The sequence below is a fragment of the Mesorhizobium sp. M7A.F.Ca.US.008.03.1.1 genome, assembly GCF_003997495.1.
GTDB lineage: Bacteria > Pseudomonadota > Alphaproteobacteria > Rhizobiales > Rhizobiaceae > Mesorhizobium.
The window spans coordinates 442,093-456,873 of the sequence record NZ_RZRU01000003.1; the positions used below are offsets into that span (position 1 = coordinate 442,093).

Genomic DNA, 14,781 nt, shown 5'->3' on the forward strand with positions numbered 1-14,781 from the left:
AGATGTCGGGACCGCAAGTCGCCATCGACCTTGGCCGCATCGAGCGCAATGCGCGCACCATCGTCGAGCGCTGCGCGCTCTCGGGCATCAAGGTGTTCGGCGTCACCAAGGGCACATGCGGCATGCCGCAAGTGGCGCGCGCCATGCTGCGCGGCGGCGTCGCCGGCATCGCCGAATCGCGCTTCGAGAACATCCGCCGGCTGCGCGACAGCGGCATCAATGCGCCGATCATGCTGTTGCGCAGCCCGCCGATGGCGCGTGTCGAGGAGGTGGTGCGCACCGTCGACATCAGCCTGCAGTCGGAACTCGCCACCATCCGCGAGATTTCGCGCATCGCCGAGCGCATGGGCCGGGTCCACGACATCATGCTGATGATCGACCTCGGCGATCTCCGCGAGGGCATCTGGCCCAATGACCTGATCCCCACGGTCGAGCAGATCTTGCAGTTCAAGGGCGTGCGCATTGCCGGTATCGGCACCAATCTCGGCTGCTTCGGCGCCATCATGCCGACGCCGGAAAATCTCGGCCAGCTCGTCGCCCATGCCTACAAGACCGAGCGTCTGTCCGGCAAAAGCCTCGACGTGATCTCCGGCGGCGCCTCGTCGTCGCTGCCGCTGCTGCTCGAAGGCAGACTGCCGGCCGGTATCAACAATCTGCGTGTCGGCGAGGCGATCCTGCAAGGCGGCGTCGAGACCTTCCGCGACACGCCATTGGCGGAGCTCGAACCCGATGCCTGCCGGCTGACCAGCGACATCATCGAGGTCAAGCTCAAGCCGTCACGGCCGATCGGCCAATCCGGCTACGACGCCTTCGGCAACCAGCCGGTCTTCCCCGACGAAGGCGACAGGCTGCGCGCCATCGCCAATATCGGCCGTGAGGACGTGCTGGTCGAGGGGCTGATGCCGATCGCAAAAGGGATAAGGGTGCTCGGCGCCTCCAGCGACCATCTGCTGCTCGATGTCGCCGATGCCGATCCGCCGCCGGCAGTCGGCGACCGCGTCGCCTTCCGCATGAGCTATGGCGCCATGCTTTTGGCGATGACCTCGGAATATGTCGAGAAGGCCCCGATGCACGACGTCGAGGACTTTTCCGGCCGCAAGATGGTGCAGATCACGGCCGAGCAAGGGGCTGCCGGCATCCTGGCTCGGGAAGGCACCGGCGCGCGATTGGAAGCGATGAATTTCGACGTCGTCGAGCTGGCCGATGTCGAGCGGCCGCCATCGGGGCTGATCCGGCTGACCGCCGGCGCCGACCGCCGCATCGCCCATAAGGCGCTGACCGCAACGGCGCGCGCGACACATTCCTTCGGCCTGATCTGGATCGATTCCATCGCCGCCCTAATGCCCGAGGACGAGGAGGGGATCGACCTGCCGGAAATATCGGTGTTGGCGCGTGCGCTTGGCCTCGATCACAAAGCGGGTGCGCTGCAACCGCAGCTGTCGCCGGAAAATGTCGTCATCGTCGGCCTGCGCCACGCCGACCCGGCTGAAGCACGCGTGCTGAAGGATTCGCGCGTTGCGGCCTTCACCATGACCGACATCGATGCCATGGGCATGCGCGACCTGATGCATGAAGCGATCCGCATCGCCACCTCGGGTACGCAAGGCTTTCATGTCAGCTACTCGCCGACCGCGACCGAATTCGCCGGCTGGGCCGCGGGCTCCGGTGGGCTGACCGTGCGCGAGACGCATCAGGCGATGGAGGCGATCGCGCTTTCCGGCGGGCTGCTGTCGATGGATGTTTCGGGTCTGACCGCTGATCTGGAGCCACGGATCGGCACCGACGCGGTCAATTTTGTCATGTCGGCTTTCGGCAAGCGGATCTTGTAATCAGCCCTGCACTTCCACTGCCGCGCGCCATGCGCTGACATAGTCGACCCAGGCCGGGTCTACAGGCAGTTCTATTCTTTCGCCCTTGCCGTGCGTCGCCGGCTGATCGGATGCCAGCAGCGCGGCGCCGATGCTGGTGCCGGTAGCGGCCTCGGACGCAACGACGGCGCGCGCCGTGGCTGCCGCCAGCATGCCGACAAAGAGCCGGTTGCGGGCAAAGGGCCCTTCGACCGTGGTCGGGCCATCGGCGCCGATCAGGTCGAGGCAGGTCGCCGTCATCAGCGCCAGATAGAAAGAGATGGCGGCAAAGCGCTGGCCGCTGTTCAAGTCGACGGCGTTGAGCCATGCTGCGGCATGGTGCGGGAACGGCCCCGAGCCTTGCTGGGTCGATGGCAGTAGCAGCATCTTTCGCGCCAGCACGGCGCCGACATCATCCTCGGTCCACTGCTCCGGCTGGTCCTTTGTCAGCACGGAAAACTCGCGGCCGCCCATGAAGCGCGCCGAGGGAACGGGATTACCGAGTGCATTGACATTGACCAGCGTGTCGCGCGCTGCATCCAGCGCAATCTGTTTGCCGCCGACCGCCATCGACACCACCCAGGTACCGGTCGAGACGACGGAGAAAGGCGGCTTGTCGGACAGCAGATGCGGCAGCAGCGAGGCGTTGGAATCATGCAGGCCACAGAACACCGGCGTTTGCGGATCCAGTCCGGTTCGCACCGCAACGATGGGCAGGATAGGGCCGAGACGATCCCTGGCCGGCCGCACCGGCGCCATCAGGCCGCGCCATTCCAGGCCGTCGACCAACGATGAAAAATCCGCCGTCCACGGGTTCCACAGATCGGTGTGGCAGCCGAGCGAAGTGACCTCGTTGGCAGCGATGCCGGTCAGGCGCAAGGCCCAGTATTGCGGGTACATCAGCATCGCGGCGGCCCTGGCGAATTCCGCCGGGAAGCTTTTCTGTTGCCAGAAAAATTGCGCTCCGAGATTGAGGCCGAGCGGCAGGCGCGGCGTGCCGGTCTCGTAAAAGGGCGGGCGGATCGCTTCATAATCCGCTGCCAGCCTGTCAGGGCCATCGAACTCATAGTCGAGCACAGGTAGCACCAGTTCACCCGAAGCATTGACCAGCACGCCCGTCGCGCCGTGGGTGGTGATCGAAATGGCGTCGATGCGCTGTTCGCGGTTGAGGCCGGCAAGGCTTTCGAGGATGAATGCCCACAAGGCCTCGACATCGTGGTGCGGGTAGGGAGCCTGTCGCACCGGCGCATTGGCCATGCGGCGCAGCGCCACCTCGCTCAACGTAGCGAGGTCGACCAGCGCCACCTTGGCGTTGGTCTTGCCGATGTCGATGACGGCGATATGGCGCATCGCACTCATGCCATGTGGAACATTGTTTCCAGCGGCACGGCCACGGGCTCGTTGTCCGGTCTGGTTTCCATGATGTCGGCCATTTCAGCCCACCAGCGCTGCATCACCGAATGCCCGGGCAATTCGTCCATGCCGTGGTCGTCTCGCCGCCACAGCACGCCGAACAGGACATCGGTCTCCTCGTCGAGATGGATGGAGTAATCGGAGATGCCGGCCTGCTTCAGCAGCGATACCAGTGACGGCCAGATCTCGTCATGGCGCTTCTTGTACTCGGCCTTCATGCCGGGCTTCAGCTTCATCTTGAACGCGTATTTCTGCGGCATCAGCGCCCTCCGCGCAGCCGCCGCCAGACGATCGGCAAGGCAATGACGATGATCAGCAGCAGGCCGATGAAGATCGACATGACGATGCCGGGCACGTTGAGCAGGCCGAGGCCAAAGGTCACCAGCCCCATGATGAAGGCGGCGAGCACGACGCCCAATATGCTGCCTGCACCGCCGAGAATGCTGACGCCGCCGAGCACCACCATGGTGATGACTTCGAGCTCGTAGCCCTGTGCGATCGAGGGCCGGGTCGAACCGAGCCGCGAGGTGATCAGCACCGAGGCGATGCCCGACATCAGCCCGGTCAGGCAGAACAGGATGAACTTGGTGCGACCGACGCGCACGCCGGAAAACTGCGCAGCTATCGGGTTGTTGCCGATGGCGAAGACGCGTCGGCCGAAACTCGTACGGTGCAGCAAGAACCAGTAGACGATGGCCGCGATCAGGAAGAGCACCAGCTCGAACGACACCACCCACCAGACATAGCCCTGGCCGAAGAAGGCGAAGCTTGAGGGATAGCCCTTGTAGGCCTGGTCGCCGAGGATGATGAAGGCGATGCCGCGAAACAGGCTCATCGTGCCGATGGTGACGACGATGGAAGGCAGGCCGAGCCTTGTCACCAGCAGACCGTTGAAGGCGCCGCAGCCGAGCCCGACGACGATGCCGATCGCCACCAGCGCCGGCGTGCCTGCGCCGGCCTGCACCGCCATGCCCATCATGGTCGACGCAAGCGCGATGATGGCGGCCACCGACAGATCGATCTCGCCCGAGATGATCAGCAGCGCCATGGCGAAGGCGATCAGACCCTTCTCGGTGAAATTGAAGGTCAGATCGGACAGCGAATACGGGTCGAGGAAATAGGGCGATGCGAAGCTGTTGATGGCGAAGATCGCCACGGCCACCACGACCAGCAGCGCTTCCCAGGAAAAGATCGCCGAACGAAGCGGCTTGTCGAGCCGGTCGGGAATATGGCGCGGGGCAGGGATGTCGGTCACGCCTCCACCTTTCTGAGGATGATGCGGCCTTGCTGGCGTTCGCCGCGCGCGTTGAGCACGACGGCCAGGATGATGGCGCTGCCCGAAATCGCCATCTGCCAGAAGGGCGAGATGTTGATGACCGGAAGCGCGTTGGAGATGATACCGAGGAACAGTGCGCCGAGCACCGCGCCGCCGACCGAGCCGATGCCGCCGGCGATAGAGATGCCGCCGATAACGCAGGCAGCAATGATGTTGAGCTCATAGCCATTGGCGACCTCGACCGACGCGATCACATAGCGCGAGATCCAGAGATAGCCCGATAGGCCGCCGATCATGCCGGAGATGCAGAAGACGATGAATTTCGTCCGGCCGACATCGATGCCGGCATAGACCGACGCCGTCGGATTGACGCCGATGGCATAGATCGAGCGGCCGAGCGCGGTGCGCGTCATCAGGACAAAGAACAGCGCGATGACCAGGATGGCGATCCACGACAGCACCGGAATGCCGAGGAAGGCGGCGCGCTGGAAGCCGATGAAGTCCGGGCTCATCTTGTCGGCATTGACCCAGGCGCCGCCGGACAGGACGAAGGTGGCGCCGCGATAGATGGTCAGCGTGCCCAAAGTCACCACGATCGAGGGGATGTTCAGCCGCCAGACCAGCAGGCCGTTGATGGCGCCGAGCATCAGCCCTACGGCCAGCGCGATGACGATCAGCAGCGGGATCGGGATTGCCGGATGCGCGGCGTTCAGCATCGCCACCACCATGCCGGTGAAGCAGAGGTTGGACGCCATCGACAGATCGATCGACCGGGTCAGGATGACCACCATCTGGCCAAGCGCCAGGATCATCAGGATCGAGGTGTCGTTGAACACCTGACGCAGATTGCCGGGGTCGGCAAAGGCCGGGAAGCGCGTCGAGATCAGGCCGATCAGCAGGACGATGGCCGCCAACAGCCAGATTTCACGGTATTTGAGGAAAGCTTTCATGCCACGATCCCCGCTGCCGTCCGAACCAGCGTCTCGGCGTCCAGCCCCTTGTTGTCGTAGACCGCCGCGACAAGCCCCTCGCGCATGACCACGACGCGGTCGGACATGCCGAGGATTTCGGGCAGCTCGGACGACACCATGATCACCGACAGGCCTTGTGCCACCAACTCGGCCATGAAGCCGTGCACGGCGGCCTTCGAGCCGATGTCGATGCCCTTGGTCGGCTCGTCGAGGATGATCACCTTAGGCGACGTCGCCAGCCATTTGGCGATGACGATCTTCTGCTGGTTGCCGCCCGACAGCGTGCCGACGTCCTGGCTGAGCGAGGAGGCCCTGAGGTCGAGCCGCTCGGTGTAGGAGCGGGCCAAATCGAACTCCTCCGACAGCCGCAGCAGGCCGGACTTCGAGGTGCGCTTGAGCGAAGGCAGCGAGACGTTCTGGAAGATAGGCAGGCCGATCACAACGCCCTGCTTGCCGCGTTCTTCGGGCACGTAGACGATGCCGGCATCGATCGAATCCGCAGCCGATTTCGGCGCGAGCGTCTTGCCTTCCAGCGTGATCGTGCCGGCTGATGTGCGGGTGATGCCCGATATCGCCTGCATCACCTCGCTGCGGCCGGCGCCGACAAGGCCGTAGAAGCCGAGGATCTCGCCCTTGTGCAGTTCGAAGCCGATGTCGTTGAATTCGGTCGGATGCGACAGGCCGGAAACGGAGAGCACCGGCGCGCCGATCTCGGCCTTGCGCTGCGGGAAGATGTGATCGACCGCGCGGCCAACCATCAGGCGCACGATCTGGCTCTGGCCGGCGTCCCTGATCAGGCCTTCGCCGACCATCTCGCCATCGCGGAACACCGTGTAGCGGTCGGCGATACGGTAGATCTCGTCGAACTTGTGGCTGATGAACAGGATCGCCTTGCCATCGCTCTTCAGGAACTCGATCAGCAAAAAGAGCTCCTCGATCTCCTTCATCGAAAGCGCGGCGGTCGGCTCGTCCATGATGACGATCTGCGCGTCGATCGACATGGCGCGCGCAACGGCGACCAGATGCTTGTTGGCGATGCCGAGGTCCTTCAACCGCGCGTCGGCGTCGATATGGCCGGCATGCATGGTGTCGAGCACTTCGCGCGCATTCTTGCGCATCGTGCGCCAGTCGATGGTGCCGAAACGCGTGCGGGGCGCGTGGCCGAGAAAGATGTTTTCGGCGACGCTCAGATCGTCGAACAGCACGGTTTCCTGGTGGATGGCCGTGACGCCATGGCCGAAGGCGGCATGCGCACTGGGCAGGGTGATGGCCTGGCCGTCGATGCTGATGGTGCCCCCGTCGGGCTGGTAGATGCCGGTCATGATCTTGACCAGCGTCGACTTGCCGGCGCCATTTTCGCCGATCAACGCCGTCACCTGCCCCGGATAGAGCGACAGGCTCACATCGTGCAGCGCGCGCACGCCGGGAAAGCTCTTGGAGATGCCGGACAGCGTCAGGCGTGGAGCCGCCTCACCCTCCCCCTTGTGGGGAGGGTCACGAACATCGTGAGCGGGGTGGGGGTTGTCTAGCATATCAAGGTCCTGGTGCGTGGAGATGTCGCCACCCCACCCCGTCTCGCCGGTTTTGCTTCGCAAGACCGCCTCGCCGACCCTCCCCACAAGGGGGAGGGTGCAAGCGCCCCAGATCAATAGATCTTGGAGAACTTCTCGATGTTCGACTTGTCGAACTGGAAGGGCGGAGCCATCGCAGCCGAGTTGGTGTCGTCAAGCGTGACCTTGCCGACGCGGCCGATCGACAGCGTGGCGCCGGGCTTTGCCTCTTCCTTCTTCACCGCCAGATCATGGGCGAGGTAGACGGCCGAGTAGCCGAGGTCGATCGGATTCCACAGCGCAACCGCCTGGCTGGAACCGTTGTCGATGAACTTCTTGAACTCGGACGGCAGTGCGAGACCGGTGACATTGACCTTGCCGATCAAGTTCTCGTCGGTGACGACCTGGGCGGCGGCGACGACGCCGACGGTGGTCGGCGCGATGATCGCCTTGAGGTTCGGATAGGACTTCAACAGCCCCTTGGCTTCGTCGGTGCTCTTGGCAGAGTCGTCATCGCCATAGACGGTGGCGACGAGTTTGATCTTGGGGAACTTCTCCGGCAGGATCTTCTTGGCCGCGTCGATCCAGGCGTTCTGGTTGGTCGCGGTCGAGGAGGCCGACAGGATGGCGACCTCGCCGCCTTCCGGCAGGTGGTCGGCGGCAAGCTTGATGATGGTCTCACCGATCAGGCCGGTATCGGACGGGTTGAGGTGAAGCTGGCGGCCTTCCTTGGCGACGCCCGAATCCCACGAGATGACGGTGATGCCGCGTTCCATGGCCTTCTTCAGCACAGGCACCAGAGCGTCGGCGTCGTTGGCCGAAATGGCGATGGCGTTGACTTTCTGCGCGATCAGCGAATTGACCACTTCGATCTGGGCTTCGGCGGTCGCCTTGGTCGGGCCGGTGTAGATGATGTCGACGTCGCCGAGTTCCTTGGCCGCCTCTTCGGCGCCCTTGTTGGCGGCATCGAAGAAGCCGTTGCCGAGCGACTTCACCACCAGTGCGATCTTGACGTTTTCGGCATAGGCGGCATTTACGAACATGGCGGCTGAAAAGGCCGCCGTCACCATCAATTTCTTCAAGAAGCTCATCGAATTTCCTCCCTTGAGCGTTGCATTCCATCGTCGCTGCGGGCGTGAGGGTGTCTCACGCCTGCAGTGAAGATTCTTCCTTGTTGGTTGCGGATGTCCGGGCGACGATCAGCGTCACGCCGGCGGTCTCCAGCATCTTGGCTTCGCGATCCTCGATGCCGTCATCAGTAATGACGGTGGCGATGCGCGACAGGCCGCACAGGATCAGGCTGGAGCGTTTGCGGAATTTCGAGGAATCGACCAGCACCACCAGCTCGTCGGCCTGGTCGATCAGTTTCTGCTCCGCCTGGATCAAAAGCGGATCGCCCTCCATCAGGCCGAGCGGCCCAAGCCCCTGCGCGCCCATGAACATGCGGCGCGCATAGAAATTGCGCGTCACGTCATTGTCGAAGGGCGACAGGATAATGTTCTGCTCGCGGTAGATGGTGCCGCCCGACAGCATCACCGTGTTCTTGGAGTGCTTGAGCAGGTGCTCGGCGATCGGGAACGAATTGGTGAAGATCGGCATGCGGCGGCCGGTCAGGAAATGCACCATCTGGAAGGTGGTGGTGCCGCCATTGATGATGATCGGTTCGCCGTCCTTGCAGAGCTCGACCGCTTCACGCGCAATTGCCCGCTTCTGCGAGGCGTTGATGGTTTCGTTGACGGAAAAGGGCCGGCCGGCCAGCCCGATGAACTGCGGCGGCGAGATTGCCTCGGCTCCGCCGCGCACGCGGCGCAGGCGCTTCTGGACATGGAGAGCCGCGATATCGCGCCGGATCGTCGCCTCGGAGGACTCCGTCAGGTCGACCATCTCCTGCACCGTCACCACAGGCTTTTCCTGGACGGCGGACAGAATGATCCTGTGGCGCTCTTTTTCGTGCATGGTTCCTCCCTGCCTGAGCATCTAGGCACCCAAAACGCGCAGTGTCAATCATTTCCGATCATATAATTTCATTGTGCAGTGCAATATGATCGATATTGATCGTTTGTGATTGACAAGCCGACCGCTTCCGTGGAAATTCGGGGGCAAATGGCCGCGCCTTTTGCGTGCCTTCGGGAGGATTTCTTATGCTCGACAAGCGCACCGGCGCGCGCCTCGCCAATCTGTGGGACGAGGCCAAGGCTCACGCCATGAGCGGGCCGGAACTTCTGGTCTACCGCTCGAACACACTTGGCTCCGACAAGCGCGTCACCAACTATGGCGGCGGCAACACGTCGTCGAAAATCTGGCAGAGAGACCCGCTCACCGGCGAGGATGTCGAAGTGCTGTGGATCAAGGGATCGGGCGGCGACAGCGCCTCGATCAAGCTGGACGGCTTTGCCACGCTCTACATGGACAAGCTGCGCGCGCTTAAAGGCCTCTATCGCGGCGTCGAGCACGAAGATGAAATGGTCGGCTTCCTGCCGCACTGCACCTTCAACCTCAATCCGCGCGCGGCCTCTATCGACACGCCGCTGCATGCCTACGTGCCGAAGCCTTTTGTCGACCACATGCATCCCGATGCCATCATCGCCATTGCCGCCGCGAAGGATTCGAAGGCGCTGACGAAAGAAATCTTCGGCGACGCCATCGGCTGGCTGCCGTGGAAGCGTCCGGGCTTCGAACTTGGCCTGTGGCTTGAGAAATTCTGCCTCGAACACCCGGCTGCCAAGGGTGTCATCCTGGAAAGCCACGGCCTGTTCACTTGGGGCGACACCCCTCGGGAATGCTACGAGACGACGATCTCGGTGATCAACCAGGCGACCGAATGGTTCGAGCGCCGCTCCGAGGGTGTCGCTATCTTCGGCGGTGAAGCGGTCAAGTCGCTCGACGCCGCTGAGCGCCGTGCCATCGCGGCCAAACTGATGCCGAGGATTCGCGGCCTGATCTCGGAAAAAAGCCACAAAACAGGCCATTTCGACGATTCCGCCGCCGTGCTCGAATTCGTCAACTCCAGGAATCTGCGCCCGCTGGCGGCACTCGGCACCTCGTGCCCCGACCATTTCCTGCGCACCAAGATCCGTCCGCTGGTCATCGAGTTCGATCCGGCAAAGCCCGATGTCGATGCCGTCATCACGCGTCTCGCCGACGACATCGCCGAATATCGCGTTGGCTACCAGGCCTATTACGACAGCTGCAAGCATCCGGACTCGCCCGCCATCCGCGATCCCAACGCCGTCGTCTACCTGATGCCCGGCGTCGGCATGTTCACCTTCGCCGGCGACAAGGCGACGGCGCGCATTTCGGGTGAGTTCTATGTCAATGCCATCAACGTCATGCGCGGCGCCTCGACCGTCTCGTCCTATGTCGGCCTGCCCGCACAGGAAGCCTTCGACATCGAGTACTGGCTGCTCGAGGACCTCAAGTTGCAGCGCATGCCGAAGCCGAAGGCACTCGCCGGCCAGATCGCGCTGGTTACCGGCGGCGCCGGCGGCATCGGCCGCGCCACGGCCAACCGCCTGCTGCGCGAAGGCGCCTGCGTCGTGCTGGCCGACATCGATGAAACAGCGCTGGCCAGCGCCAATGACGAACTGGCGAAAGTCTACGGCAAGGATTTCGTCCGCCCGGTATTGATCAACGTTACCTCGGAGGATCAGGTCATTTCGGGCTTTGCAGAGACGGCGGTCGAGTTCGGCGGCATCGATATTCTGGTGTCGAACGCAGGGCTGGCCTCCTCGGCGCCGATCGAGGAGACGACGCTGGCGCTGTGGAACAAGAACATGGATATCCTGTCGACCGGCTATTTCCTGGTCTCCAGGGAAGCGTTCCGGCTGTTCCGGGTGCAGAAGATCGGCGGCAACGTCGTCTTCGTCGCCTCCAAGAACGGCCTTGCCGCATCGCCCAACGCCGCCGCCTATTGCACCGCCAAGGCCGCCGAGATTCATCTCGCCCGCTGCCTGGCGCTGGAGGGCGCGGAAGCCCAGATCAGGGTCAATGTCGTCAACCCGGACGCGGTCCTGCGCGGCTCGAAGATCTGGACCGGCGAGTGGAAGGAACAGCGCGCCGCCGCCTACAAGATGTCGACCGACGATCTGGAGGAGCACTATCGCTCGCGTTCGATGCTGAAGCGCTCGGTCTTTCCGGAAGACATCGCAGAGGCGATCTATTTCCTGGCGTCCGACATGTCGGCCAAGTCGACCGGCAACATCATCAATGTCGACGCGGGCAACGCCCAGAGCTTTACGCGCTGAGCTAACCTCGAAGCGCTTCCCTTCTCCCCGTCACTATACGGGGAGAAGGTGGCCCGCAGGGCCGGATGAGGGGCAGCGCTGACGGAACGCATTTTGGGAGGAATAGCAGTTTGTCCGAAACCATCATCTCAGCCGACCTCGTCGCCAGCCACAACGCCACGCGCAAGGCCAATCTCGAGCGCGACTACGCCTCGCTGGGCGAGCGCCTCGACCGTCGCGGCATCGCCATCGACGCCATCCGCGACAAGGTCGAGAAATTCGCCGTGGCGATCCCCTCCTGGGGCGTCGGCACTGGCGGTACACGCTTTGCCCGCTTTCCCGGCGCCGGCGAGCCGCGCGACATCTTCGACAAGATCGAGGACTGCGCCGTCATCAAGCAATTAACGCAGGCGACGCCGACCGTTTCCCTGCACATCCCGTGGGACAAGGCCGACCCGAACCGGCTGAAGCAGGCGGCCTCGCGCTTCGGCCTCGGCTTCGACGCCATGAATTCCAACACCTTTTCCGACGCCAGGGACCAGAAGCTCTCCTACAAATTCGGCTCGCTGTCGCATGCCGACGCCGGCACGCGCCGGCAAGCGGTCGAGCACAATCTCGAATGCATCGAGATCGGCAAGACGCTCGGTTCCAAGGCATTGACGGTGTGGATCGGCGACGGCTCGAACTTTCCCGGCCAGGTCAATTTCGCCAAGGCGTTCGAGCGCTATCTGGACGCTATGAAGGAGATCTATGCCGGGCTGCCCGCCGACTGGAAGCTGTTTTCCGAGCACAAGATGTACGAGCCGGCCTTCTATTCCACCGTCGTGCAGGACTGGGGCACCAACTACATGATCGCGCAGGAACTGGGTGATAAGGCGTTCTGTCTCGTCGACCTCGGCCACCATGCGCCCAACGTCAACATCGAGATGATCGTCTCGCGGCTGATCCAGTTCAAAAAACTTGGCGGCTTCCACTTCAACGATTCGAAATATGGCGACGACGACCTCGATGCCGGTTCGATCGACCCCTACCGGCTGTTCCTCGTCTTCAACGAACTGGTCGATGCCGAGCTTTCCGGCGCCGACGGTTTTGACCCGGCCCATATGCTCGACCAGAGCCATAATGTGACCGACCCGATCGAAAGCCTGATGCTGTCGGCGGTCGAGGTGCAGCGCGCCTATGCGCAGGCGCTGCTTGTCGACCGCAAGGCGCTGGAAGGGTTTCAGGACTTGAACGACGCGCTGATGGCGACGCAGACGCTGAAGGCCGCCTATCGCACCGATGTCGAGCCGATCCTGGCGATGGCGCGGCTCAAGACCGGCGGCGCCATCGACCCCGTCGCCGCCTACCGGGCAGCAGGCTACCGCGCCGAGGTCGCCGCGGAACGCCCGGCCGTCGCCGGCGGCAGCGGCGGGATCGTGTGACAGGCCGAGCCGGTCCCCCTCATCCGGCCGCTTCGCGGCCACCTTCTCCCCGAGGGGAGAAGAGGCGGGTTTCAGCGCTGGTGACCTCCTCTCCCCTCGGGGAGAGGTCGGATTGCCCCGGATTGCTCTTCGCAATTCGGTTGGCGATCCAGGTGAGGTGAGGTGAGGTGAGGGAGGCTCTTTCTCACGCTCCTTTAATTGTTAGTGGACTCGATCCGTCCAACACGGTCTTCTAGGCGTCCCCCGCCCGGAGAACCGCCATGCCTCTCAACCGTCGAACCCTCATCGCCGTCAGCCTCTCCGTCACCTTTGCGCTTGCGCCACTACGGTTGACTTTCGCCGCCTCGCCCGCGCCGGCCAAGGGCGAGCACGGCATGGTGGTGACGGCTCAGCATCTGGCGTCCGAAGTGGGCATCGAGGTGTTGAAAAAGGGCGGCAATGCTGTCGATGCGGCGGTTGCCGTCGGCTATGCACTCGCCGTCGTCTACCCCAATGCCGGCAATATCGGCGGCGGCGGCTTCATGACCATACGCTTCCAGGACGGCAAATCGACCTTCCTCGATTTCCGCGAACGGGCGCCGCTGGCGGCGACAAAAACCATGTATCTCGACAAGGACGGCAACCCGGTGAAGGGGGCGAGTCTCGACGGCTATCTCGCGGTCGGCGTGCCGGGTTCGGTGGCCGGTCTGGAGATGGCCCGCGAAAAATACGGCAAATTGTCCCGCCAGGATCTGATGGCGCCGGCAATCGGCTATGCCAGGGACGGCTTCATCCTCAATCAGGGCGATGCCGCTTCTTTTGCCGGTAGTGCCGACAGGCTGGCAAAGGACCCTGCGGCCGCCGCCATATTCCTCAAACCTGACGGCAAGCCTTATGGCATCGGCGAGCGGCTGATCCAGCCCGACCTTGCGGCCTCGCTCGCCGCCATTTCCGAAAAGGGTACGGATGCCTTCTACAAAGGCGCCATCGCCGATGCCATCGTCAAGGCGAGCGGCGCCAAGGGCGGCATTCTCGCCAAACCGGATTTCGAGCAATATGCGGTGCGTGAGCTCAAGCCCGTGACCTGCACCTATCGCGGCTACGAGATCACCTCCTCGCCGCCGCCCAGCTCCGGCGGGGTCATCATCTGCGAAATCCTCAACGTTCTGGAGGGCTATCCCTTATCCTACCTCGGTGCCGGTTCGGCCGAGACGGTCCACGTCATGGTCGAGGCGATGCGCTACGCCTATGTCGACCGCAATTCCGCGCTCGGCGATCCCGATTTCGTCGACAATCCGGTCTCGAAATTGCTTGATAAGGCCTATGCCAAGGACATCCGCGACAAAATCGATCCGTTCCGGGCCGGCGTGTCGCAGGACCTGACGCCGAAGGGCTTTGGCGAGAGCAAGGAGACGACGCATTATTCGATCATCGACGATGAAGGCAATGCGGTCGCTGTCACCTATACGTTGAACGGGTCCTTCGGCGCCGGCGTCGTCGCCGACGGCACCGGCATCTTGCTCAACAACGAAATGGACGATTTCACCCAGAAGCCCGGCGTGCCCAACCTCTATGGCCTGGTCCAGGGCGAGGCCAATGCCATCCAGCCGAAGAAGACCCCGCTGTCATCGATGAGCCCTACCGTGGTGGCCAAGGACGGCAAACCGTTCATGGTCATAGGCAGCCCAGGCGGTTCGCGCATCATCACCATCACGCTGGAAGCGATCGTCAATGTCATCGACCACGGCATGAACATCCAGGAGGCGATCGACGCGCCCCGCATCCACCATCAATGGCTGCCCGACACGGTTTATGTCGAGCCGTTCGGCCTGTCGCCGGACACAGAAAAGCTGCTGGCCGGCATGGGATATCACCTCGATCTCGCTGACCAGACCTGGGGTCAGGCGGCCGGCATCCTGGTCGGCGGCAAGAGCCTGGCGGAAATCGAGAAAGGCGGCGGCGCGCGCTACAACGGCGCCATCGACAGCCGCGCGGCCTCCGGCGAGGCGCTCGGATACTGATAGCTCGGAGGAAAGGCTTGGTGCAGCGTGGCGATTCGGGTTGATCGCCCGCTGCTCAACTGGATCGGCTCACACCG

11 protein-coding genes are annotated in these 14,781 nt (G+C 63.3%); 4 read left to right on the forward strand and 7 right to left on the reverse strand.

Annotation, left to right across the window (positions count from 1 at the left end; all coding sequences use genetic code 11):
• Positions 1-2 precede the first annotated feature (2 nt).
• The gene (locus tag EOA16_RS07635; RefSeq protein ID WP_127256828.1) at positions 3-1,829 is read left to right on the forward strand and encodes an alanine racemase; all 1,827 of its coding nucleotides are present in this window, start codon (positions 3-5) and stop codon (positions 1,827-1,829) included.
• On the opposite strand, the gene EOA16_RS07640 is transcribed toward EOA16_RS07635, so the two are convergent.
• The 7 genes from EOA16_RS07640 to EOA16_RS07670 all read right to left on the reverse strand — a co-directional run bounded on the left by EOA16_RS07640 (position 1,830) and on the right by EOA16_RS07670 (position 9,013).
• Entirely contained in the window at positions 1,830-3,206 is a 1,377-nt protein-coding gene (locus EOA16_RS07640; protein ID WP_127256830.1) for an FGGY-family carbohydrate kinase, read from the reverse strand. It lies immediately after the preceding gene.
• Positions 3,203-3,520, reverse strand: coding sequence for an L-rhamnose mutarotase (rhaM, locus tag EOA16_RS07645; protein ID WP_127256832.1), 318 nt, complete (start codon positions 3,518-3,520; stop codon positions 3,203-3,205). The genes EOA16_RS07640 and rhaM overlap by 4 nt, the downstream gene beginning before the upstream one ends.
• Positions 3,520-4,515 (reverse strand): ABC transporter permease, encoded by a 996-nt coding sequence (locus EOA16_RS07650; RefSeq protein WP_127256834.1) that lies wholly within the window; start codon positions 4,513-4,515, stop codon positions 3,520-3,522. Before EOA16_RS07650 ends, rhaM begins: the two co-directional genes overlap by 1 nt.
• Complete coding sequence (locus EOA16_RS07655; protein WP_127256836.1) at positions 4,512-5,486, reverse strand: ABC transporter permease; 975 nt, start codon at positions 5,484-5,486, stop codon at positions 4,512-4,514. Before EOA16_RS07655 ends, EOA16_RS07650 begins: the two co-directional genes overlap by 4 nt.
• On the reverse strand, positions 5,483-7,039 hold the full coding sequence (locus tag EOA16_RS07660; protein WP_164754146.1) for a sugar ABC transporter ATP-binding protein: 1,557 nt from the start codon (positions 7,037-7,039) through the stop codon (positions 5,483-5,485). The genes EOA16_RS07655 and EOA16_RS07660 overlap by 4 nt, the downstream gene beginning before the upstream one ends.
• Positions 7,040-7,152: 113 nt before the next feature.
• Positions 7,153-8,148 carry a rhamnose ABC transporter substrate-binding protein gene (gene rhaS, locus EOA16_RS07665; protein ID WP_013533599.1) on the reverse strand — a complete coding sequence of 332 codons (996 nt, stop codon included), beginning with the start codon at positions 8,146-8,148 and terminating at the stop codon, positions 7,153-7,155.
• Positions 8,149-8,203: 55 nt separating this feature from the next.
• The gene (locus tag EOA16_RS07670) at positions 8,204-9,013 is read right to left on the reverse strand and encodes a DeoR/GlpR family DNA-binding transcription regulator (RefSeq protein ID WP_023813909.1); all 810 of its coding nucleotides are present in this window, start codon (positions 9,011-9,013) and stop codon (positions 8,204-8,206) included.
• 185 nt (positions 9,014-9,198) lie between these two features.
• Between EOA16_RS07670 and EOA16_RS07675 the strand changes: the two genes are divergently transcribed.
• From EOA16_RS07675 to ggt, 3 genes are all read left to right on the forward strand, one after another.
• The gene (locus tag EOA16_RS07675) at positions 9,199-11,301 is read left to right on the forward strand and encodes a bifunctional rhamnulose-1-phosphate aldolase/short-chain dehydrogenase (protein WP_127256838.1); all 2,103 of its coding nucleotides are present in this window, start codon (positions 9,199-9,201) and stop codon (positions 11,299-11,301) included.
• Positions 11,302-11,366: 65 nt separating this feature from the next.
• Positions 11,367-12,704, forward strand: a complete 1,338-nt coding sequence (rhaI, locus tag EOA16_RS07680; RefSeq protein ID WP_127256840.1) for an L-rhamnose catabolism isomerase — start codon at positions 11,367-11,369, stop codon at positions 12,702-12,704.
• A 260-nt stretch (positions 12,705-12,964) separates the two neighbouring features.
• Positions 12,965-14,704: a gamma-glutamyltransferase gene (gene ggt, locus EOA16_RS07685; protein ID WP_127256842.1), complete on the forward strand. Its 1,740-nt coding sequence runs from the start codon at positions 12,965-12,967 to the stop codon at positions 14,702-14,704.
• Positions 14,705-14,781 lie beyond the last annotated feature (77 nt).